This is a genomic window from Sinomicrobium sp., from assembly GCA_029266035.1.
Taxonomy (GTDB): Bacteria; Bacteroidota; Bacteroidia; order Flavobacteriales; family Flavobacteriaceae; genus Sinomicrobium.
In genome coordinates this window covers 201,707-223,357 of record JAJUFH010000002.1, presented here as the reverse complement: position 1 = coordinate 223,357, position 21,651 = coordinate 201,707, and the positions used below count along the sequence as shown (strand labels likewise).

Genomic DNA, 21,651 nt, shown 5'->3' with positions numbered 1-21,651 from the left:
TCAACTCGGCCAAATAGCGCTTGCAGGAAGCATCATCCGGGAAAACTTTCAAAAAGTCTATGATATTTTGTCCTTTAAATTGTGTCATTTCCTTTGATTTTTAAGGAATAAAAATATAGAATTTATATACATAACTCAATTAATATTTTAGTTTAAATAATTATCAAATCGAAAAATCAAAATACTACTTTTTCTCAACATTCTTTCAGAGCGCTTTTTTACGAATTGTATCCACGGCTATTATCTAATTGTTTGAAATTTGTAAAAGACGAGTTTGCAGCTGAAGAAATTGTAGAAGACGCTATGTTGGCATTGTGGGATAGACGTGATAAGATTGTGGATATAAAAGACGTTAAATCTTATCTCTATGTGGTGGTTCGCAACAAAGCTTTGGCGTACCTCCGACAAAACAAAAAGGAAATCCCGTTAGATATATCCGGTATAGAGATTGAAGACCACGAGGGATATGACGCCTATATCATAGAAGAGGAGTTGCATACTATGCTGTTTAATGCATTAAAGGAATTACCCGACAGGTGTCGAGATGTCTTTTTGTTGTCTTGTATTTATCAAATGCCATATAAGGAGATTTCCAAAGAATTAGGGATATCTGTAAATACCGTAAAATCACAACGGACCAGAGCTATTGAACTCCTGAAAATGAAGCTGAAAAAACTTTATACCATATTGTTTTTAATTGAATATCCTCCTGAAATTTTAAGAAAAAAGTAATTTTTCTGATTTTTACTTACGCCCAATTGTAAAAATAACTACTCTTTATAAGTGAAACGGATATCTTAATATTCATAATTCACTTTTAAATGTCTGATAAGGATTATATATATCACATTGTAGATTTAATCTATAAATCGATTGCTGAACAGTTGGGGCAAACCGAGCGAGAGGAACTGGATCTCTGGTTGAGCGATGAAAGAAATTACAAACTTTACCAAACACTTATAGACAGAGGAAAATTCGAAAGAAATAAGGAAATTTATGAAACTGTTGACAAGGATAGGGCATATCAGCTCTTTGAAAAAAGGCTGGAGGAAAGAAGGGCAAAAACTGAAAGATTCAAAAAGAGGTATCGCTTAATACAATATGCGGCCATTTTTATCATAGCCCTTTCTGTAAGTGGTTACTTCTTGTTTTATGGAAGAGAAGAGAGTAGTCGAATTGAACCCGGTGTGGAGATCGTAAATACTATTAAGCCAGGGTATGAGAAGGCTACATTGATATTGGCAGATGGAAAAGAAATCAATTTGGAGAAAAATAAGGATCAATTTGTGATGGTCGACGATCTGGTAGAGGTAGAGAATAAAGATAATTTATTGATCTATAGGGGAAAGTCGGAAGCGAAAAGTGATGTCGTAAAGAAGAAGTACAATACCTTACACATCCCTAAAGGAGGGGTTTATAAGTTGGCGTTGCCCGATGGTTCTACAGTGTTGCTAAATTCTTCATCTTCCTTGAAATTCCCGGAATCTTTTTCGGAAGATACAAGGGTAGTTGAACTGGAAGGAGAGGGGTATTTTGATATTGTGAGAGATACATCCCGACCATTTATTGTAAAAACAGCTGTAAGAGATATCACTGTTCTCGGAACCCAATTTGATGTAAGTGCCTATATAGAGGATAATTTCTTCACGACCACTTTGGTCGAAGGTAGCGTAAAACTCGATAGTCCAAAAGATGAGGTTGATGACGGAACCTATTTGTCTCCAGGAGAGCAGATAATACTCGATATGGAAAATGGAACTGCAAATGTAAAAAAAGTAAATGCACAATTGTACACTGCTTGGAAAGATGGCAAGTTCTACTTTGAAAAGGAACGCTTAGATAATATACTCGTAAAACTTGGGCGATGGTATGACTTCGATTTTACTTTTACCAATCCGTCTCTTAAAAAAAGACTCTTTATAGGAGTAGCTAAAAGAGATTATTCGCTCCATCAAATCCTCGATATGATTGCGAGGACATCAAAAATAAACTATCAAATCAAACACCACAAAAACCGAAATGCCTATGAAGTAATTATTAGTGAAAATTAGGCGAAAAAAGGGGAATGTTGCAGCATCCCCCTAAGTATTTAGCCGCCGATTGTATGTAGATGCATTAATCAACAAACTAAAACGTAAAAGTATGGAAAAAATAATACCTGCAAAAATATGTGGGTTCTTGCAAAATCATAAGCTATTAATCTTACAGATTATGAAAAGATCTCAGCTTATATTGCTGATTTTGTTCAGTGTTTCGTCTTTCGCTTTTCCTCAGAAGATAACTGTCAAAATGGGGGAGGTGACACTTTCAGAAGCACTAAAAAAAGTCAGTGATGAATCCAATATCGACTTTTTTTACAATGCAGAGGTCTTCGACATGAAAAGACTGGTGAATGTCGACTTCGAAAATATGGATGTAGTAGATATCGTAGAGCGTATAGTAGGCGGCAACTACATTGTAGAACGTCAAGGAGATGGCGTTTTACTGATTATTCCCAATAAAGAAGCAAAACAACAACAACGAATCCTAGTCAAGGGAACAATAGTAGATGAAAACAGAGTAGCCTTACCTGGTGTTACGGTTATAGAGAAGGGTTCCGGCAACGGAACGACGACCGACTTTGACGGTAATTACGAGATTCGTGTGAGTTCTGATGCGGTGTTGATATTCAGTTATATAGGATATGTTAGCCAAGAAGTTCCGGTTGAAGGAAAAGAAGAAATTTCTCTTGAGATGGAACCCGATATTTCTGAATTGTCTGAAGTAGTAGTAACAGGGTATCAGAATATTCAAAAGAAGTTGTTTACAGGAGCTTCTTCTACTATTAATCCGGTAGATATACAGCAAGCTGGGGTGCCGGAAGTTTCCAGAATGCTTGAGGGTAAAGTGGCAGGAGTTTCTATCCAAAACGTCTCAGGAACTTTCGGTACCGGCCCGAAGATTACTATTCGAGGAGCCTCATCCATATATGGTGAAACCCGCCCTCTGTGGGTGGTAGATGGAGTAGTGCTCGAAAACGTAGTCAATATTACAGCGGATCAATTGTCTTCCGGAAATGCTAATACGGTAATAGCGTCGTCCATAGCTGGATTGAATGCCGAAGATATAGCATCTATAGAAGTACTTAAAGATGCTTCGGCGACCTCGCTTTATGGAGCTCGAGCAATGAATGGAGTTGTAGTAGTCACTACCAAAAGTGGAAAAAAAGGGAAGTTGTCTGTTAATTATTCAGGGCAATTTTCGGTAAACCTCAAGCCTACTTACAACAATTATAATATTATGAATTCCCAAGACCAAATTTCGGTACTTCGAGAGATGGATGCCAAAGGAAATCTGAATATTACCGATGTGGCAAATAATAGGAATGGAGGAATATTTAACTTGTATTACAATTCATTAGATCTCCTAAATAGCGATGGCTCTTTTGTTTACGATAATACCCCGGAAGGAAAGGCGAAATTTTTACAGCGTTATGAGTTGATAAATACAGATTGGTTTGATGAATTGTTCAATCTGTCGCAAACACAAACACATTCACTGAGCCTCTCCAGTGGAAGCGAGAAATCTCAGGTATATGCTTCTACTAGTTATTACCACGATCCAGGCTGGAGTAAAGCTAATAATACCAAAAGGTTGACAGCTAATATCAACGCTAATTTTCAGCTCAGTGAAAAACTGCAGTTTGGAGCACAAGCCAATCTATCTCTGAGAAAACAGCGATTACCCGGTACCTTTTCTAGAACTACTGATGTGGTTAATGGGCAATACGAAAGGAACTTTGATATCAATCCTTTCAGTTATGCCTTAAATACTAGTAGAGCTTCGCGAATATATGACGAAGAGGGAAATTATGAATATTACCGCATGAACTGGACCGATTTTAATATTCTCAAAGAGCTGGATAATAATTATATGGATATGGATGTGTTGGATACCAAAATTCAACTTAGCCTGAAGTATGATATTACTGATGATTTGTCGTGGAATTCCATTGGAAATATGCGTTACGTGAAGACTTCTCAAAAACATATTATAACTGAGAATTCCAATGCGGCAAATGCCTATCGAGCTGCCGACAATCCAATAGTACGTGAGGCCAATGTTTTCCTCTTTGAAGATCCGGATTACCCCAACCGATTACCTCAGGTAGTACTGCCTTATGGAGGGTTTTACAACAGGAATAATATCGACTTAGAGAGTTATTATTTTCGCAATACCCTCAATTATGAAAAGAATTTTAACAACCTACATGACTTGAATGTTTTTGTAGGACAGGAATTGCGATTTATAGATCGAGATTTTTCTCAATTCGAAGGTGTTGGAATACAATATGATAAGGGAAGTACTGTGTATGTAGATCCTAACTTTTACAAATTCCGGTCACTAACCAGCTCCAAGCCTTTTGGCGTAAGTGAAGAAAGGGAGCGTTTCCTCTCCTATTTTGCTCGTGTTAATTACGCTTATGACAGTAAATACATACTTACACTCACAGGAAGGTACGACGGTAGCAATAAACTGGGGAGTTCGCGTGAGGCACGCTGGCTACCTACCTGGAATATAGGTGGAGCCTGGGATATTAAAAGAGAAGCCTTTTTAGAAGATGTAGATTTTCTATCGAGGTTGAAATTACGTGCTACATATGGGCTTACGGCCAACTTAGGTGTGGCAGAAAATGCTTTGGCAATCTATCGATCATCGACTACCATACGAAGAGATGCAAGTCGTGTAGAAAACCAGATATATATCGATGCGTTAGAAAACAGTGAACTGACGTGGGAAAAACAACACGAATTGAATTTAGGACTGGATCTCGGATTCTTTAACAATAGAATCACACTGAATACAGATGTGTATTTTCGAAAGGGATTTGATCTTATAGATTATGTTAAAACTTCAGGAATAGGGGGGCAATACACCAAAGCGGCAAATTTTGCAGATATGTCTACTAATGGCGTAGAACTAACCTTAAGTACCAAAAACTTTAATACGGAAGATTTTAAATGGTCTACCAACTTTACTTTAGGACTTTATAAACAGGAAATTACTCGTCTGGAAAATGCACCAAGAGTAGTCGATTTGGTTTTAAGCGGAGGTGGCGCGTATGTAGGAGGGCCTCAGCGAGGGCTGTATTCTATTCCATTTGCAGGTTTGAATCAAGAAGGAATACCTACTTTCTACGGCGAGAACGGAGAGCGTACACAAGAGGTGAATTTTCAATCGATAGATGTAGACTTTCTCAAATACGAAGGACGTGTAGATCCCAATTTGACCATGGGTCTTACCAACCGTTTTCGATATAAGAATTTTGAGCTCGATTTTTTCCTGTCGTATCAAGGAGGAAATGTGATCCGTCTAGATCCGGCTTTTTCTGCCTCGTATAGCGATTTAAGTGTGTTTACCGAAGAGTTTAAGAACAGATGGTTGATTCCCGGGGATGAGAAAAGGACTAATATTCCCACTATTTTGTCTACTCCTCAACTCAGCAAAAATTCTAGTTTGAGAGTTACGTACAACAATTACAACTATTCTACGGAACGAGTGGCAAAGGGGGATTTCCTTCGGTTAAAAACAGTAGGTTTTACATATCACTTTGACGGTAGTACCTTGTCCAATTTAGGACTGTCCAATCTTTCCATGCAGCTACAGGCCGTAAACCCGTGGCTTATATTTTCGGATAAAAAATTACGCGGACAGGACCCGGAGTTTTTTAGGTCGGGAGGTGTTGCATACCCGATTACCAAAATAATCACTTATACCCTTAGAGTAGGGTTTTAAAATTGGAAATGATGAAAGCAATATATAAAATATTTAGTCTTTTGATTTTGTTGATGGTATGGGGGTGTGATGGATACCTCGATGAGGTGCCGGATAACAGGACTACGTTAGATTCTGCAGAGAAAATTAGAGAGTTATTAGTTGATGCTTATCCCCAGGCACTATATGTTTTTTTTACAGAATATATGAGTGATAATGCTGGTGACAAGGGGATTATTAGACCAGAAGCACATCAGATGTCTACCGATTCCTATTTTTGGAGAGAGAATTTTAGTTACATTAACCAAGATAGTCCGCAGTATTTCTGGAATAACAGTTACGCAAATATTGCAGCGGCCAATCAAGCCTTAAAAGGGCTAGAAGAGATAGAAGCCGATGAAGAAGAAGAGAGAGTGCTCCGGGCAGAGGCTAGGATTCCCCGAGCTTATGCACATTTTATGTTGGTAAACTTATGGGGAAAAACTTATAACCCCTTAACGGCCGATTCTGATCCGGGAGTTCCTTTGGTTACGGAACCTGAAACTGTTGTTTTTGAAGATTACAGCAGGGCTTCTGTACAGGAGATCTACGATTTTATAGAAAAAGAAATAGAAGAATCCATACCGGATATTCGAGATGATGCTTATGTGGTTGATGCAGTTAAATTTCACTTCAACAAGGAGGCTGCAAATGCTTTTGCTTGTCGTTTTTTTCTGTTTAAAGGCGATTGGGAAAAGGCAGAAACATATGCCAATGCTGTGTTAAGGGGAGATGTGATGTCGCGGCTTAGAGATTGGAACGGCAAAAAAAGCACAGATACCTTCGAAGAGCTAAAAGCAGAATATACTGATCCTACCAACGAAGCTAATTTAATGGTTACTGAATCTACATCGTGGTGGGGTAGGCGCTATACCAATCAAAGGTATGGAATTACCGTAGATATTCGAGATAATGTAATTAGACGCCACAATCCGACAGGAGGGGCATGGTCCTATCGAGTATTCGGCTCTACAGGGTATTACAATGTCCCGAAGTTTGCCGAGAATTTTGTACCCAACAGCCCGGGAGGAGATACAGGTAGAGGATATCTGGAATTTCCATTGTTTTCTATCGAAGAAGTACTTTTGAACAGAGCAGAAGCACGTTTAATGCAGGAGGGGAAAATAGCCTCAGCTATAGAAGACCTGAACCTTTTTTATTCCAAACGAATTTTAGACTATAGCAATAGTCATGTAGTCGATGCTTCATCCATAGGGGAATACTATGCAAAGTATCCGGAGTATGTAGAACCCCTAAACCCCTACTACGCCATTTCTGAGGATAGAAAATACGTGTTACAGGCAATAGTAGATGCTAGGCGTATAGAATTTATAGAAGAAGGAATGCGATGGTTTGATATTAGGCGCTTTCATATTCCCATAATACACCGTTATGGAGATTCGGAGTATTTGGTAGAGCAAAGTCCGAGAGAGCTGCCGGGGGATTCTCCAATACATCAATTGCAAATTCCTCAGACAGCCCTGTCTATTTTGGAGAAAAATCCCAGATAACTTTAATATTGATTAGTTATGAAAAACAACACTATATATACTATTGGAATACTCCTGTTTGGAGTGTTTGTTATCACTATTTCATGTAGTGGAGATGATGGACTCGAAGAAAGCCGGATCGATACCAGTACCCCTGAATTGTCTGAAATGGATATCTGGATTAGAGAAAACTTAACCACTCCCTATAATATTGCAGTTACTTATACATTCGACGATAATGAGTTAGATATCAACAGATACCTTACCCCTCCTAAAGAAGAGGAAGTGAAACCATTTCTGGATGCTTTTAAAAAAGTTATGATAGGACCTTTTGAAGAAACTTCTGGATCGGATTTTGTAAAAATGTATTTCCCGAAATTATTGGTGCTTGTAGGTAGTTATAATTATAATAACGATGGAACAAGACGTCTCGGAGTTGCCGAAGGAGGTAAAAAAGTGATGCTCTACGAACTCAATTATTTTACTGAACGCACAGCCGACGCTGCAACTTCGGCAGAATCGAGAGCGCGGTTCGCACGTTATTTTCATACTATAGAGCACGAGTTTGGCCATATTTTACAACAGACAAAGGAGTACGATAAGGAGAAATTTGGAGCCATTACACCGAGTTATAGGAGTACTTGGAATAATCTCGATGATCAGGAAGCCCTTGATTTGGGCTATATTTCACCTTATTCAGCTAAGAATATGGATGAGGATTTTGTTGAAATATTGGCTACTATGTTGACTACATCTGCCGAAGAGTTTGAGGAAATCCTGGATTCACCAGGGAACCAAGCCGCGAGAGATGCACTTAGGGCAAAGCTGGCGATTATTGTCGATTATTACAAAGAATCTTGGAATATAGATCTGTATGAGATGCAGGAGATTATTACGGAAAAAAGATTGTCCTATTTTGAGGAGTAATCTAAGAACACTTAAAAAGAGAAAACGATGAATATATATAGGTATATGCTATTGTGCTTGTTGTTGGGAATATGTTCTTGCGACAACACTGATGATAGTGAGATTTTTGATGTACCGGCCGATGAGAGAATGACCGAGCAATTATTGAGCTATAAAAATGAATTGACCACTGCCGGAGACGGCTGGAAAACCACTTTCTTCCCAGATACTACTCATACCGGAGGATGGAGTTTTGTAATGAAGTTTGATCAACAGAATGGGGTTCAGATGATTGGAGATGTATTAGAGAATCCCGAAGTTGAAAATGGGGTTTACGGACTGCTTTCTTCACAGGGGCCGGTATTGAGCTTTAAGTCGTATCTTCCTATTACTGAACTGAGCAACCCCTCTTCATCTCACCCGCAAGCAAGGTACGGGTCTAACGATTTTGTTTTTATAGGTGAACAGGAAAATGGAGATATCACATTAAAGAGTAAGAGGAATAATTCAGAATTGATATTGAAAAAAGCCTCGGAGGAGGATTGGGAAGATATAAAACTCAATATGGAAACAGAAGCTGCTTTTATTGGATCTCCTACTAGTTCAGTATATCGCTTTTTTACTATTGGTAATGGAACAGATTCTCTGGTGTATGAGGTGGTTTACGATAAATACTATCGACAGATGACGTTGACCAATGCCGATGAAGCTGTGGTACAATCCATAGATCGAGGGGTTGCATTTACCAAAGATAGTTTACTCATGCATTCACCTGTTAACTATCAGGGGTCAGCTATAGGGCAAATGTTCTATGAGGAAGATGAGGATCGATTTATAGGGGTGAATGGCGATGTTACGGCTAAACTGTATTACAGTTCGATTCCATATAATTTAGGAAATGATGTAGCTGATATCCACCTTACTAAAAATATGTTTAGTTATCGTGATGATACACTGGAGGATACGCCCTATACCTCACCTAACTTTGTAAATATCTACAACAACATCAATGAAAAAATGACAGGAGGGAGAATATTATGGCGTATAGAAATCCAGTTTATGACAGAAGATGAGGGAAGGGTGAGGTACCGCTATCGTGTTGGGGAAACTAATTATTCTGGATATCATTATTTTACATATCACGTAGAAGACAACAAGATGGTGCTTACCGAAAACATAGATGAAGACGAGTTTCCAGACGGTTGGAGTGGTACAAACTCAGCAGTTATTAGTGCTTTGGAAGATCTCGACACTTTACTTTTTAGCCCTGAGGGAATATTTGTAAAGAAATTATCAGAGACCTATACCTATACTAATGTGGTATATACTTTTACCAGTGCCAAAGACCCTTCTGTTCGTTTTCCTACTTATTCTGTTTTGAACACTTTTTAAATTTAGGATTTTAGAGAAGTTGAAGACGAAAAAATACATTGACAAATTAAAAAAACGCTCATTTTTTGGGCGTTTTTTCTATATGTGCTTCACTCACTGTGGGTTGTTAAAGAAAATATATGTTTTTGCTCTTTCTTCCCTGAGACTGACATTGACATACAAAACACGCCATAAACGCGTCTGTGTTTACGACATTAGGAGGCTCCTCTTCTACAAAAATCACTTTATTACCAGTGGGAAGAATTTTAAACCAGGCCTTTTTTTAAACAGTACAAACAACAAGGGTTTATGAGCTAATCGCTTTCGCAGTATGCTAAAAGCTTTGGTGATGTGGCTCTCTACCGTTTTTACTGAGATGTTCAGATATTCGGAGATTTCGATATTGGTGAGCCCCTCCTTTCTGCTTAACACAAAGGCCTCTCTGCATTTAGGAGGCAAATTTTCAATCTCTTTTTTGACCTGTTCGATCCGCTCTTCCAATTGGGTGGTGTCTGTGTCTTTAACCATTTTTAGCAGTGCCTCGTGGTATTTCAATTCCAGAAGCATAGTCGATCTGTTTTTCTTGTACTGGTTTATAAATTCGTTGTGAACCGATTTAAATAAATAGTTCTGAACAGAAGAATTTATGTACAGTCGACGCCGGTCTTCCCATGTCCTCAAGAAAATATTCTGGAGGATGTCTTCTGCCATCATATGGTTGTTGGTAAGAGACAGGGCATAGCCGTATAGCCTTTTGTTGTACTGGCTCACCATATAAACATAGGCTTTTTCGTCTCCTTCCTTCAACCCCTTTATCAGAAATGAATCATTGCTGTAGTCCATTGCAAAAATTGTTATTGCGCAATAAATAAATAAAAAAATTACACAAAAAGCAAGGGGATTTAAAATTTGCTTTGTCATTACTAAAAAAAGAACGATTTGAATCAGGATATAGAAAATAGTATTATCAGATATTTATCTCATGAAGCTACTCTAAAGGATCTTGAGCTTTTGAATGAATGGATCAGTGCAGACGAAAATCTGCCGATCTTCGAATCTTATGTAGCGCTACACTATCAAACCATTTCTGCTGTGAATGAACCGGACGTAGATAAAATAACAAAAACGCTTTTAGAGCGAATTAAAAAGGACAGGAGGGCTTCGGTAAGGGGCAGAATAAATCCGTATTTGAAATACGCCGCTATCGGGCTGTTGTTTTTCGGACTGGCTTATTGGTTTAAAAGAGGAGATGTTAAAGAGAAGCAAGGCTATAGTTTAGTATCTGAACAGAAAGAGGTGGTTATAGAACTCGAAGATGGAAGTGTAGCTGCTGTAGATCCCGATAATAAAGGTGAATTGCGAGATGCTCAAGGTGAAGTGATAGGCTATCAGGAGCAATCAAAGCTGATTTATACCCATACGCCAGTATCCGACAAACCGGAATACCAAACCATAAAGGTGCCTTACGGACAGAAATTCAATCTAGTACTTTCAGACAGTACAAGGGTATTTCTCAATGCTGGTACCTCTCTGAGATATCCGGTGAAATTTGTAAAAGATTCCGCTAGAAATGTCTATCTGACAGGAGAGGCCTATTTTGAAGTAACCGAAGATAAGAAGCGTCCTTTTACAGTCAGTGCCAACGGTGTGAAGGTGCAGGTATTAGGTACCAAGTTTAATGTGTCTCACTATCCGGAAGACGAGGATATCAATACCGTATTGGTTTCAGGATCGGTTTCGCTTTGGTCAACTGATATGGGACGAGAAAAAGCTCCGGTTTTGTTAAAACCCGGTGATAAGGGAGAGTGGGTAAAAGACAGTGGCGAAATACGTGTGGAAAAGGTGAATACAGAATTGTATACTGCGTGGATAAAAGGGAAACTCATGTTTCGCAATACTTCATTCCTGAAGATAAGGAGGGCCTTGGAACGCCGGTACAATACAAAGATTGTCAACAACAATACCACCTTAGACAAACAGCGGTTTGACGCCACCTTCGATGTGGAGACGATAGAGCAGGTATTGGAGGCTTTCAATAGAAGTTATGACATCGATTATGAGATAAAAGACAATAAGATAATTATCAACTAAACGATCTAAAAATCATTTGCCTATGAATAGATAAATCGTCAATTATTTGTGCTGTTGCAGTTTCACAAAGGTGTGCTGCCAAAATCAGTTTAAATAAGAATTTGGAAAAACTGAATTGTCTTCACCAATACCAGGGTGGAAAATAAAAAATCGGAAAATGATGCTGCATTTTCCGATTGGAAATTCAGTCGACTTAATTCTTGTCAACCAAGATAACATTGTAAAATTATGAAAAAACTTTTTAATGTAAAGGGTGTACCCTGTTGTGCCCTGAAATTAAGCTTAAAGATGAGAATCACCATTCTGCTCACGGTGCTTACTCTGTTTAATCTGCAGGCAAATACCTACTCTCAAAACGAAAAAATTTCGTTGGATATGGAAGAAGTATCTGTCCTGGAAGTACTCAAACAGATTGAGAGCACTACAAAGTTTAAGTTTTTGTTTAATCGGAACCATATCGATGTAAATCGAAAGGTTACGGTTAAGGCCGAAAAAAAAGCGATAAAGGCAATATTAGAGGAGCTTTTTAAAAACACTCCCGTAAAATTTGAGGTCTACGAAGAACAGATTATTTTGGGTAAGTCGACTACTTCAGCAAGCCTAAAAAATCGCGGCTCTAAAGCCAACCGTCCCCCGCTTCAAATGGTAGTCAAGGGTACGGTAACCGATGTAGATAATGCTCCTTTACCCGGTGTGAATGTAATTGAAGAAGGTACCTCCAACGGAGTGGTTACCGATTTTGACGGAAACTTCGAACTTCAATTGATCGACAATAGCCATCGCATTTCCTTTAGTTATATAGGATATCAGACTGTGGTTTTGGAGGCTGCCGGAGGGGAGATGAATGTGCAATTAAAAGAAGATGTTACCCAGTTAGAGGGTGTAACGGTGTCGGGTTATGGCATTCGAAGACGTACAGAAACCACAGGTTCTGTGTCTGCTATCACCGCCGAGGCTCTAGAAAACAGAAGTATACAAACCCCTGATCAGGCCTTACAGGGAAGAGCAACGGGTGTTCGCCTGATCAATACCAGTGGTGCCCCAGGTGCTAATGCCCGAGTGAGAATACGAGGTATAGGTTCGATCAACGCAGGAAGTACTCCACTCTGGGTGGTAGACGGTATTCGCATAGAAACCAGCAACCGAGGTACTCAGGCATCCACCAATATTATGTCGAGCCTCAATCCAGAAGATATCGAATCTATGGAAGTGCTTAAAGATGCTTCTGCCACGGCAATCTACGGTGCCGATGGTGCCAATGGTGTGGTGCTGATTACTACAAAACGAGGTCGTGAAGGAAAAACCCGCTTTAAATTTAGCAGCCAGTTCGGTATATCAAAATCACCACCTCTTTACCATGTGATGGACGGACCTGAGTTTGTAACTGCTATGCAGGAAGCCTATGCCAACCGTTATGAAGATTTAGGAACAACGGCTTTTGGTGGTATAGAATACGGAGACCCTCGGGAGGCCGGACGTCAGGCAGCTATTGCCAGTTTTGGGCATCCGGATGAGGTGGGTACCTACAACTGGGGTGAAGCGGTGCTACAGACCGGAATACAGCGAAGGACAAGTCTTTCGGCAACAGGGGGAAATGAAAAAACTACCTTTTATGTCTCTGCCGGATATAACAATCAGGAGGGAACGGTAAAAAGTGTAGAGTTTGAACGGATAACTCTGAATACCAATATTCACCACCAGGCGACCGATCGTCTTTCTTTCGACCTAAAAACTAACCTCGCCTATAGCAGAGCCACCGGACTGTCGGATAGTGATGGTTCTACTAGTGGAGCCAACAATACCAACAGCCCATTCCACGGAGCAGTAACCACACCGGTGACTATACCTATATACAATGAGGATGGCTCGTACCAAACTGACAATATCCCTGGAGTAAATTACAATATGGTTCAGGTACTCGATTTGGAAAAACGGGAAACGCGAAACTCTGAGTTGTTGGCCAGCTTTGCTGCAACCTATAAGATTACCGACGATCTGAGCTTTAGGTCGCGTTGGAATATAGACCACCGCTTTACCAGAGGGCATCGATTCTTCGACCCCCGAATACCTAGGTATGGCAATTACGGAGGAGGAGTATGGGAGCGTACTCGTATGGTGACCAGCTGGAATGCCGATCAGGTGTTCGACTACGCTCGCACCTTTGGAGAAGATCACAATCTAAGTGCCATAGTCGGTTTTGAATACCAGTCTATGCACAGTGAAGGTCAAATTGCACACGGTAGGGAATTGCCGAGTTATCTCTTTAGAACCCTAAATGCTACAGCGGTAAACTACGCTACCAGCGGAACTTATAACGATTATAAAAAAGCTGGTTTTTTTAGCCGGGTGACTTACGATTATAAAGGCAAGTATTTTGCCAATGCCTCTTTGCGTTACGACGGGCATTCGCGCTTTGGTGCAGATAGGAGATGGGGTACTTTTTACTCCCTCGGATTTGCTTGGGATGCAGCACGGGAGCCTTTTATGGAAAACAGTACTGTTTTTACCAAGTTAAAGCCAAGAATTAGCTACGGTACTACAGGAAATTCAAGTCTGAACAACTACGCCTCTATGGCGCTCTACGGAGTAGGGGGAAGTTATGATGGCAATAAAGGATTGCGCCCTATTCAGCTGGGTAATGCCAGCCTCACTTGGGAAGTGGCTCGTACCCTAGATATAGCCGTAGACTGGGCTCTTTTTGGAGGACGAGTGTACGGGGTGTTCGACTTTTTTAGAAAAAATAACGAAAGCCTGTTGTTGGAGCGAAACTTGCCGACCAATAGCGGATATTCCAGTATTTGGGACAATGTAGGAGTGGTGCGTAACCAAGGTTTTGAGGGTGAGCTAGGGGTACGCCTTCTAGATGTAGGGAAGTTTAAATGGACCTCAGAGTTTAATATCACTGTATTGGAGAGTGAGATCATCGACCTCGGGGGACAGCAGAATATAGGTAATACAGTTCGCCTGGGTGAGCCTATAAATTTGCGCTGGGGCTATTTTACAGCAGGGGTGAACCCTGCCGATGGTCGACCGATGTGGTATGACAAAGATGGAAATATCACCTATACCCCTTCCAGTACTGAAGATAGGGGGATTATCGGTAGCCAGCTTCCTGATTTCTACGGCGGGTTCTTTAACCGCTTTAGCTATGGGCCATTAAGCTTGGAGGTGTTGTTCCATTATGAATATGGTAGGGATATCCGAAATGTCCAGGGCGATCAGTTTTACGATCGACCGGATAAAGGAAGAACCCTAGGTACCCATATGTGGGATAGATGGCAACAACCGGGAGATATTACTCATATTCCCCGCTTTTATTCAACAGCTTCCTTCCCCGGAAGTGGTAATGTCTTTCCTTTTAGTACCCGTAGTATGCAGGACGGTTCTTTTATCCGTTTAAAAAACATCCGCCTGAATTACGAAGTGCCTAGCGAATGGCTCGAAAAGGCCGGAATTAGCAATCTATCAGTTTTTGTACAGGGAGAAAATCTGCTTACCTGGACAGAATTTGACGGTCCGGATCCGGAACTTATTTCTCAAGCACAGAATTTTTATCCGCAACCAAGGGTTTTCCTTGCGGGCTTGACCATGGGCTTTTAAACACAAAAGAGGTATCTTAAAACTATAGAGACAGATGAAAAACTATATAAATAACAAAATAATGACAACCGTAGGGCTGGGGATATTATTTTGCTTTACCGGTTGTGACTTAGATGTAGAACCGGCGGAAGAACTAGCGCCAGGACAAATACTAACTACCACAGAAGGTATGGAAGGTTTGGCTATTTCCCTTCACAGTCGACTCCGTGCTGCAGCGCGATACGGACGAGATTTGGTCTTATTACCCGATGTGCTGGCAGATAATACAGATCGCCATCCCATATCATCAGGAAGATATGTGGGGCAGTCAGTTAATCGACATGCGTCACATATGGGGCTTTGGGCTTCGGCATGGAACCCTATAAACGAAGCTAATATTATTATCGATGCCATAGATAATGTGGAGGAAATGTCTGAAGATGTACGCAATCGTTTGCTTGGAGAAGCCTATTTCCATCGGGCCTTTGCTTATCACGATCTGGTCAAGATATACGGTTATGAACCCGGTAGGGAGGTCGACGGCTGGGATTTGGGGGTGATGATACGAGAAACCCCAACCTACGATGTAAGCGATGCCGACGACCGTCCTCGAAGTACCAACAGAGAGGTCTATGATTTGATTGAATCAGATCTGGTGAAGGCAATAGAATTGCTTGCTCAGGGAGATCGTGGAGTGTATTACGCCAATCATACCGCTGCTCTTACCCTGATGGCACGGGTACAATTGTATTTGGAAAACTGGGAAAATGCCATTGATTACGCCACTCAGGCTATCAGTGCCTCAAACGTAGGTCTGGCTAGTCAGTCGGTCTATGCAGCTAATATGTATGAACAGGAACCCAATCCGGAATCGATATACGAATTGAGAATCGATCCGGAAAATGAGAGTTTAGGTAGCTCAGATGCTTTAGATCAATATATAAATCCATCAGGCTGGTTTGATATACTGCCGTCTCAATCCTTGATAGATAGCTACGAACCGGATGATGTGCGTCTTTCCCTAATTAAAACAAGTGATGATGGATTTCCATATTTTATCAAGTACAACGGTAGTGTAGGGGCCTATACCGACAATGTGCCTATATTCCGTTTTCCGGAACTCCTATTGATTCGCGCGGAGGCCAATGCAGAGTTAGGGAGCTTACAAGATGCCCGAGATGATCTCGAAACTCTTAGGGTAGCCCGAGGCTTGGCGGCCTACGGAGCAGGGAGTGTTACACCTTCGTCAAAGGCCGATGTAATAGAGGCTGTGATGAATGAACGTCGGCGAGAATTCGCCTTTGAAGGTCATCGTTGGTTCGACCTAAAACGCCGGGCTATGGATATCCCAAAACAAGCACCTCTGCCGACTATCAGTTACGACGATTATCGTATACTGGCTGAGATTCCCGCTTCAGAAATTGACGATTCGGAATTTGTCAATGTCGAACAAAATCCAGGTTATTAGCCATATAAAAGACGTAGTTGTCCTTCACAATAGTAGAGAATACTTAGCTGACCTCTCATTTTGTTGGACGACAACTACGAACTAACAAACTACGAACTAACATACTAAATTATGAAACGAAATAGTATAGTAATTTCCAGGATATTTTTGCCTTTAGTATTTCTGGCTTTATGCATAAGCGGCTGTTTTGAAGATCGTGAAGCGATATTTACCGGCCAACTCTTAGAATGGGAACCGCCCAACAGGGCGTCTAATGCACTATCTGCAGATATAGCATTGGGGGTTGATGAAACAGAAAACCAAATCATCCCATTGCGGGTACAATATGCTGGGGCTCATGTGCCGGATGCACTTACAGCAGTGTTTGAGGTGGAGCCTTCTGAAACCACAGCTATTGAAGGTGAACACTTCGCGATAAACGGGAAAAAATCCCTTACCATTCCGCCCAACAGCAGTTTTAGTGAGGAGACAGAAGTGGAGATATTTTCTGGAGCTGTCACTCAGGGTGATACTTTAAAGATTGTTTTACGACTTACCGAGGCAAGCAGTGTACCGCCTATGGTAAACTACCGGGATTTTGTGATTACGGTTACAAAAGACGTTCCTCCTACACTGGATGCCATTAGAGTTAGATTAGATCGTCCTGGGTATAATGCCAGCCTTAATATGTTGGATGTAATCAACGGAGATACCTACAGTAGGAATGAAGCAACAGAAGACTACAATATTCAACCGAGGATAGATTTTGGATTGTGGAACAGTGGCAGTACCGATTTTACCATGATATTACCTACAGGCGAGGACCGTTTGAGTGGATTTGGATCTGGCGCAAGGATTACAAATGAATGGACAACCAAAAATGATGGGGTGCTTATGAAGCTACCTGCCGATAGTGGTAACCGTGATCTTTTTGACGGACTGGAAACCGAAGAGGATATTCTTGCTGCATTTGAAACAGCTGAAGATAAGCTTGGTGAACTTGGACTTGGCGTAGATAATGGACCTGGAAAGTATATTCAGTGGATTAATTCTGGTGAGATGATTTTCTTCCACTCTTTTGACCGGAATGTATATATGGTGGCTATTGTTGAAGGTATTGATAATCAGAGTACAGGATATTTGGATTTGGACATAAAGCGAATAGTAGTTTCTGATTGAGATGTCTCACTTTAATAAGTAGTTCAGTAAAAACAAATCGATGAAAAAAGTAATATTTAAAATATTGTTAGGATTAATTGCACTGACGATCTGGTCGTGCGATACCGATAATGGCCTTACCGAGCGTGAGGCCTCGACTGATAAAATCAAATACGGGAGCGGAGATTTTGTATTTGACGCTTATGAACCCTTTCAAGATAGACCAATTAGGGTGTTTTATTACAATCCCGGCAATGCGGCCGACTTGCCTATTATGATTTATATGCACGGAAATGGTCGTAATGCAGAAGGTTATCGGAATGGAATAGCACAATATGCTCACGACCATAACTTTCTAGTGATTGTTCCTGAATTTACAGCCGAAGATTACCCCTCAAGAGAATACCATAGAGGAGGAGTGTTGGATGTGGATGGTGAGCCTGTAGACGAAGCAAACTGGACTTTCTCTATGATAGAACCCTTGTTTGATTATGTAAAAGAAGAGGTGGGTAGCAAAGAGGAGGATTATGTACTCTATGGTTTTTCTGCAGGTGGGCAATTTGTACACCGGTTTATATGGCATAAACCCGACAACCGCGCCAGACTTATGATAGCTGGGTCAGCTGGTTATTACACCATGCCCGATTGGAATGTAGATTACGCTTATGGGCTTAATAATACGGCGGTAGATGAAGCGATGGTAAAACAGGCACTTCAGAACAAGGTATATGTGATTGTAGGGGGTGATGACCAGGTACGTGATGATGAAGTAGTACAAACTGCAGCAGCTGATGCCGAGGGATGGAACCGTGTGGAAAGAGCTCGAAACTTCTATCTCGAAAGCCAGGCTTTGGCGGCTAATTACAATATTCCATTTAACTGGGGATTCGGAATAGCCCCGGGACAGGCACACTCTCATCAGGGAGTAGCAGCTTTGGCTTCCGAGATTGCTTTTGGTACACCACCCGAACCAGTTGCATTAGAGACTGTTCAGATAAGACTGGATCGGCCGGGTTATAATGCAGATGCTAACCTACTTGATGTGATGAATATGAAAAGACATAGCAGAAACGATGCACTGGAAGGGGCTGAAGCAGTTCAGCCTAAGATAGATTTGGGCTTGTGGAATAGTAGTAGAACTAATTTTACAATGATTCTACCCAGCGATAGTGATCGGCTTACTGGATTTGGTTCAGGTTCGACTATTATAGATGAATGGACCACAAGAAATGACGGTGTACTGATGAAGTTACCTGCCGATAGTGGTAATCAAGAATTGTTTGAGAGTTTGGAAACCCAAGAGGATATCCTCGCTGCATTTGAAGCCGCAGAAAGCAAGTTGGAAGAACTCGGACTTGACGAACCAGACGATCGCGGTGAGAGAGATTATGGGCCGGGTAAATATATCCAGCGAATTGCCAAAGGAGAACTGATCTTTTTCCATTCTACAGATCGAAATGTTTATATGGTAGGTATTGTAGATGACATGGATAATCAAAGTACAGGATATGCCGACTTAAGTGTAAAACGTATTGTCGTAGCCGATTGATCGATAGCTAATCGCATAGATAAAAGCTAAATATAGACTCATCCCGATTTTTTCTCGAATGGAAAGATCGGGATGAGTTTTTTATAAATAATACTAAAGCCAGGAGATGTTTGCTGTTTTTCAAAATAAATGCCCTTGACAGCTTTATACCCGAAGAATCTTTCGAGTATCCGCTTTTTGTTAGCGAGTTTAAAAGAACATTATGTTTTTTTTAACTCTTTGTGTTTTTTAAGTAGATTTGACCTGAGTTAAAACCGCAGGTCGTGCATAAGTCTGGCAAGTATAGCTTATCATTAAAAAAGTACAGGGATTTTTTTGTGGAATTCTACACCCCCTTATGCCTTTTTGCCAACAAATACCTAGATAATTTAGAATTGTCTCGCGACCTTGTTCAGGATGTATTTCTCAAGATATGGGAAGACAAAATTGAGTTCAGAGGGGAGGAACACATCAAATCGTTTCTGTATGTCTCGGTCAGAAACAAATGTCTTGACCACCTGAAGAGTAAGCGACACCTCACTACCGATGCCCTCGACGACAAGACGATAGAAAAACTAGAAGGTGAGGCTTATTTTTTGCGGGAGGTAGTGGTACAGGAAGCTTCCGGTATTGTCGAAAAGGCGATCAATACCCTGCCCGAACAGTGTGCTCGTGTGGTCAGGCTTAGTCTGCAGAGCTTGACCAATGCCGAAATAGCGGAAGAGATGGGGGTTTCGATTAATACCGTCAAAACCCAGAAAAAAATAGCCTATAAGAGATTGCGCCCACTGTTGGACAAATACTATATTCTCCTACTTAGTATCGCCTTGTGGGGAAATGCTTGATGTTGTTTTAAAGTTTTTATGGTTGTACCCCGATAATAAATGCTTTTAAGGCAAACATATTTGGAAGCGATAAGTCCTTTTTATTTTTTCTTGTTTGTTTTCGATATCCGTACCCTTTTTTAGAAAATTAAATTTTTTTCTTCTTTTTTTAACCCTCTTTTTATTTTTAATCGTCTTTATAGTAATGCAGGTGAATACTGCTTTGAAGTTTTTATAAAAAGTCAACCCTCTTAGATGTCAAATATTAAGGAAATTATAGCCTTGTCCAAGCGCATTGCAGCCTCGCTTCTCGGAGATAAAAAACCTATATCTCTCGAAGAGACTGAACTCTTTAGCGAGCTGGACAAACAGTATATTCTCGAGCATTTGACCGATGAAAGGCGGATAAGAGAACGGCTTGAACAAAAGGAGCACATAAACCCGGAAGAAGACTGGAAGAAGTTGAGGAGTAAAATGGAGGTGCCTGTGCGAAAATTGCGGTTGTGGCGCTATGCCGCTGCCGCGGTCTTGCTTCTCGGGCTGACCACATCTTATATTTTTAGAGATACGCTTTTTTACAGTTCTGAACCAACTCCTATGGTACGTATTGAAGCGGGGACAGATAAGGCTACATTGACTCTCGAAGGTGGGGAAGAGGTCGTTCTGGAAAAAGGCGCTGTGTATCAGTCTGAAAATGCGAGAAGCAATGGCGATCGCATAGTGTATGGTGAGATGTCGGGAGATCGAGAAGTACCAACAGAGGGAGAGGAAATAGCTTATAATTATTTGACCATACCCCGAGGGGGACAGTTTTACGTATTGCTTTCCGACAGTACCGGGGTGTGGCTAAACTCCGAGTCTAGATTGAAATACCCGGTGCATTTTGCAAAAGGTGAACCTCGAGAAGTAGAATTGGAATACGGGGAGGCCTATTTCGATGTGTCGCCCGCTTCTAAGCATGGCAATTCAACTTTTCAGGTAAAGACGAGAGGACAGCTGGTAGAAGTGCTGGGAACAGAGTTTAATATCAAGGCCTATCGAGATGAAGAACGGGTGAAGACTACGCTCGCAGAAGGAAAGGTGACAGTGAGCAACGGAACTCTAAAAGAGACGATTACTCCCGGGCAGCAATCTGTGGTGGAGATTACTACAGGAGCCCTCGAAGTTCGCAATGTAAGTGTGGCTCAGGAGATTGCCTGGAAAAACGGGATGTTTATATTCGATAATATGTCTTTAGAAAGAATAACGACCATCCTTTCGCGCTGGTATAATATAGAAGTGAAATTTGAGGATGACACTAAAAAAGACATAGTATTTTCAGGGGCTTTGAGCAGGTCGGAAAGTGTCAATACACTTTTGAATAAGATTGAGCGTATAGGCTGTGTGAGTTTTCAGTTGAGCGAAAAAACACTGATAGTAAAATAAAAAAGGAACAAAGCTGACATCTTTCCACGGACTAGCTTC

14 protein-coding genes are annotated in these 21,651 nt (G+C 40.9%); 13 read left to right on the top strand and 1 reads right to left on the bottom strand.

What is annotated here, in order from left to right; all coding sequences use genetic code 11:
• Positions 1 to 156: 156 nt before the first annotated feature.
• From ACYZZR_RS02800 to ACYZZR_RS02775, 6 genes are all read left to right on the top strand, one after another.
• Positions 157 to 732: an RNA polymerase sigma-70 factor gene (locus ACYZZR_RS02800; RefSeq protein ID WP_461532471.1), complete on the top strand. Its 576-nt coding sequence runs from the start codon at positions 157 to 159 to the stop codon at positions 730 to 732.
• Between the two features lie 89 nt (positions 733 to 821).
• The gene (locus ACYZZR_RS02795; protein WP_461532469.1) at positions 822 to 2,051 is read left to right on the top strand and encodes a FecR family protein; all 1,230 of its coding nucleotides are present in this window, start codon (positions 822 to 824) and stop codon (positions 2,049 to 2,051) included.
• 160 nt (positions 2,052 to 2,211) lie between these two features.
• On the top strand, positions 2,212 to 5,775 hold the full coding sequence (locus ACYZZR_RS02790; protein ID WP_461532468.1) for a SusC/RagA family TonB-linked outer membrane protein: 3,564 nt from the start codon (positions 2,212 to 2,214) through the stop codon (positions 5,773 to 5,775).
• Positions 5,776 to 5,786: 11 nt separating this feature from the next.
• Complete coding sequence (locus tag ACYZZR_RS02785; RefSeq protein WP_461532467.1) at positions 5,787 to 7,304, top strand: RagB/SusD family nutrient uptake outer membrane protein; 1,518 nt, start codon at positions 5,787 to 5,789, stop codon at positions 7,302 to 7,304.
• Positions 7,305 to 7,322: 18 nt separating this feature from the next.
• On the top strand, positions 7,323 to 8,210 hold the full coding sequence (locus tag ACYZZR_RS02780) for a zinc-binding metallopeptidase (RefSeq protein ID WP_461532466.1): 888 nt from the start codon (positions 7,323 to 7,325) through the stop codon (positions 8,208 to 8,210).
• 27 nt (positions 8,211 to 8,237) lie between these two features.
• Entirely contained in the window at positions 8,238 to 9,581 is a 1,344-nt protein-coding gene (locus ACYZZR_RS02775; RefSeq protein WP_461532465.1) for a DUF4302 domain-containing protein, read from the top strand.
• Positions 9,582 to 9,800: 219 nt separating this feature from the next.
• Here ACYZZR_RS02775 and ACYZZR_RS02770 read toward each other — a convergent pair whose 3' ends face one another.
• Entirely contained in the window at positions 9,801 to 10,403 is a 603-nt protein-coding gene (locus ACYZZR_RS02770) for an RNA polymerase sigma factor (RefSeq protein WP_461532464.1), read from the bottom strand.
• A gap of 96 nt (positions 10,404 to 10,499) precedes the next feature.
• Between ACYZZR_RS02770 and ACYZZR_RS02765 the strand changes: the two genes are divergently transcribed.
• The 7 genes from ACYZZR_RS02765 to ACYZZR_RS02735 all read left to right on the top strand — a co-directional run bounded on the left by ACYZZR_RS02765 (position 10,500) and on the right by ACYZZR_RS02735 (position 21,612).
• Entirely contained in the window at positions 10,500 to 11,651 is a 1,152-nt protein-coding gene (locus ACYZZR_RS02765; RefSeq protein WP_461532463.1) for a FecR family protein, read from the top strand.
• 288 nt (positions 11,652 to 11,939) lie between these two features.
• Positions 11,940 to 15,251, top strand: a complete 3,312-nt coding sequence (locus tag ACYZZR_RS02760; RefSeq protein WP_461532462.1) for a TonB-dependent receptor — start codon at positions 11,940 to 11,942, stop codon at positions 15,249 to 15,251.
• A 34-nt stretch (positions 15,252 to 15,285) separates the two neighbouring features.
• The gene (locus ACYZZR_RS02755) at positions 15,286 to 16,698 is read left to right on the top strand and encodes a RagB/SusD family nutrient uptake outer membrane protein (protein ID WP_461532461.1); all 1,413 of its coding nucleotides are present in this window, start codon (positions 15,286 to 15,288) and stop codon (positions 16,696 to 16,698) included.
• 111 nt (positions 16,699 to 16,809) lie between these two features.
• Positions 16,810 to 17,856: a hypothetical protein gene (locus ACYZZR_RS02750; protein WP_461532460.1), complete on the top strand. Its 1,047-nt coding sequence runs from the start codon at positions 16,810 to 16,812 to the stop codon at positions 17,854 to 17,856.
• Between the two features lie 40 nt (positions 17,857 to 17,896).
• Positions 17,897 to 19,384 (top strand): alpha/beta fold hydrolase, encoded by a 1,488-nt coding sequence (locus ACYZZR_RS02745; protein WP_461532459.1) that lies wholly within the window; start codon positions 17,897 to 17,899, stop codon positions 19,382 to 19,384.
• 263 nt (positions 19,385 to 19,647) lie between these two features.
• Positions 19,648 to 20,208 carry an RNA polymerase sigma-70 factor gene (locus tag ACYZZR_RS02740; protein ID WP_461532458.1) on the top strand — a complete coding sequence of 187 codons (561 nt, stop codon included), beginning with the start codon at positions 19,648 to 19,650 and terminating at the stop codon, positions 20,206 to 20,208.
• A 234-nt stretch (positions 20,209 to 20,442) separates the two neighbouring features.
• On the top strand, positions 20,443 to 21,612 hold the full coding sequence (locus tag ACYZZR_RS02735; RefSeq protein WP_461532457.1) for a FecR family protein: 1,170 nt from the start codon (positions 20,443 to 20,445) through the stop codon (positions 21,610 to 21,612).
• The last annotated feature ends 39 nt before the right edge of the window (positions 21,613 to 21,651 follow it).

Coding starts and splice junctions, on each gene's coding strand:
- ACYZZR_RS02795 (WP_461532469.1), top strand. CDS start 822: ATGTCTGATAAGGATTATATATATCACATTGTAGATTTAATCTATAAA.
- ACYZZR_RS02790 (WP_461532468.1), top strand. CDS start 2,212: ATGAAAAGATCTCAGCTTATATTGCTGATTTTGTTCAGTGTTTCGTCT.
- ACYZZR_RS02785 (WP_461532467.1), top strand. CDS start 5,787: ATGAAAGCAATATATAAAATATTTAGTCTTTTGATTTTGTTGATGGTA.
- ACYZZR_RS02780 (WP_461532466.1), top strand. CDS start 7,323: ATGAAAAACAACACTATATATACTATTGGAATACTCCTGTTTGGAGTG.
- ACYZZR_RS02775 (WP_461532465.1), top strand. CDS start 8,238: ATGAATATATATAGGTATATGCTATTGTGCTTGTTGTTGGGAATATGT.
- ACYZZR_RS02770 (WP_461532464.1), bottom strand. CDS start 10,403: ATGGACTACAGCAATGATTCATTTCTGATAAAGGGGTTGAAGGAAGGA.
- ACYZZR_RS02760 (WP_461532462.1), top strand. CDS start 11,940: ATGAGAATCACCATTCTGCTCACGGTGCTTACTCTGTTTAATCTGCAG.
- ACYZZR_RS02755 (WP_461532461.1), top strand. CDS start 15,286: ATGAAAAACTATATAAATAACAAAATAATGACAACCGTAGGGCTGGGG.
- ACYZZR_RS02750 (WP_461532460.1), top strand. CDS start 16,810: ATGAAACGAAATAGTATAGTAATTTCCAGGATATTTTTGCCTTTAGTA.
- ACYZZR_RS02745 (WP_461532459.1), top strand. CDS start 17,897: ATGAAAAAAGTAATATTTAAAATATTGTTAGGATTAATTGCACTGACG.
- ACYZZR_RS02735 (WP_461532457.1), top strand. CDS start 20,443: ATGTCAAATATTAAGGAAATTATAGCCTTGTCCAAGCGCATTGCAGCC.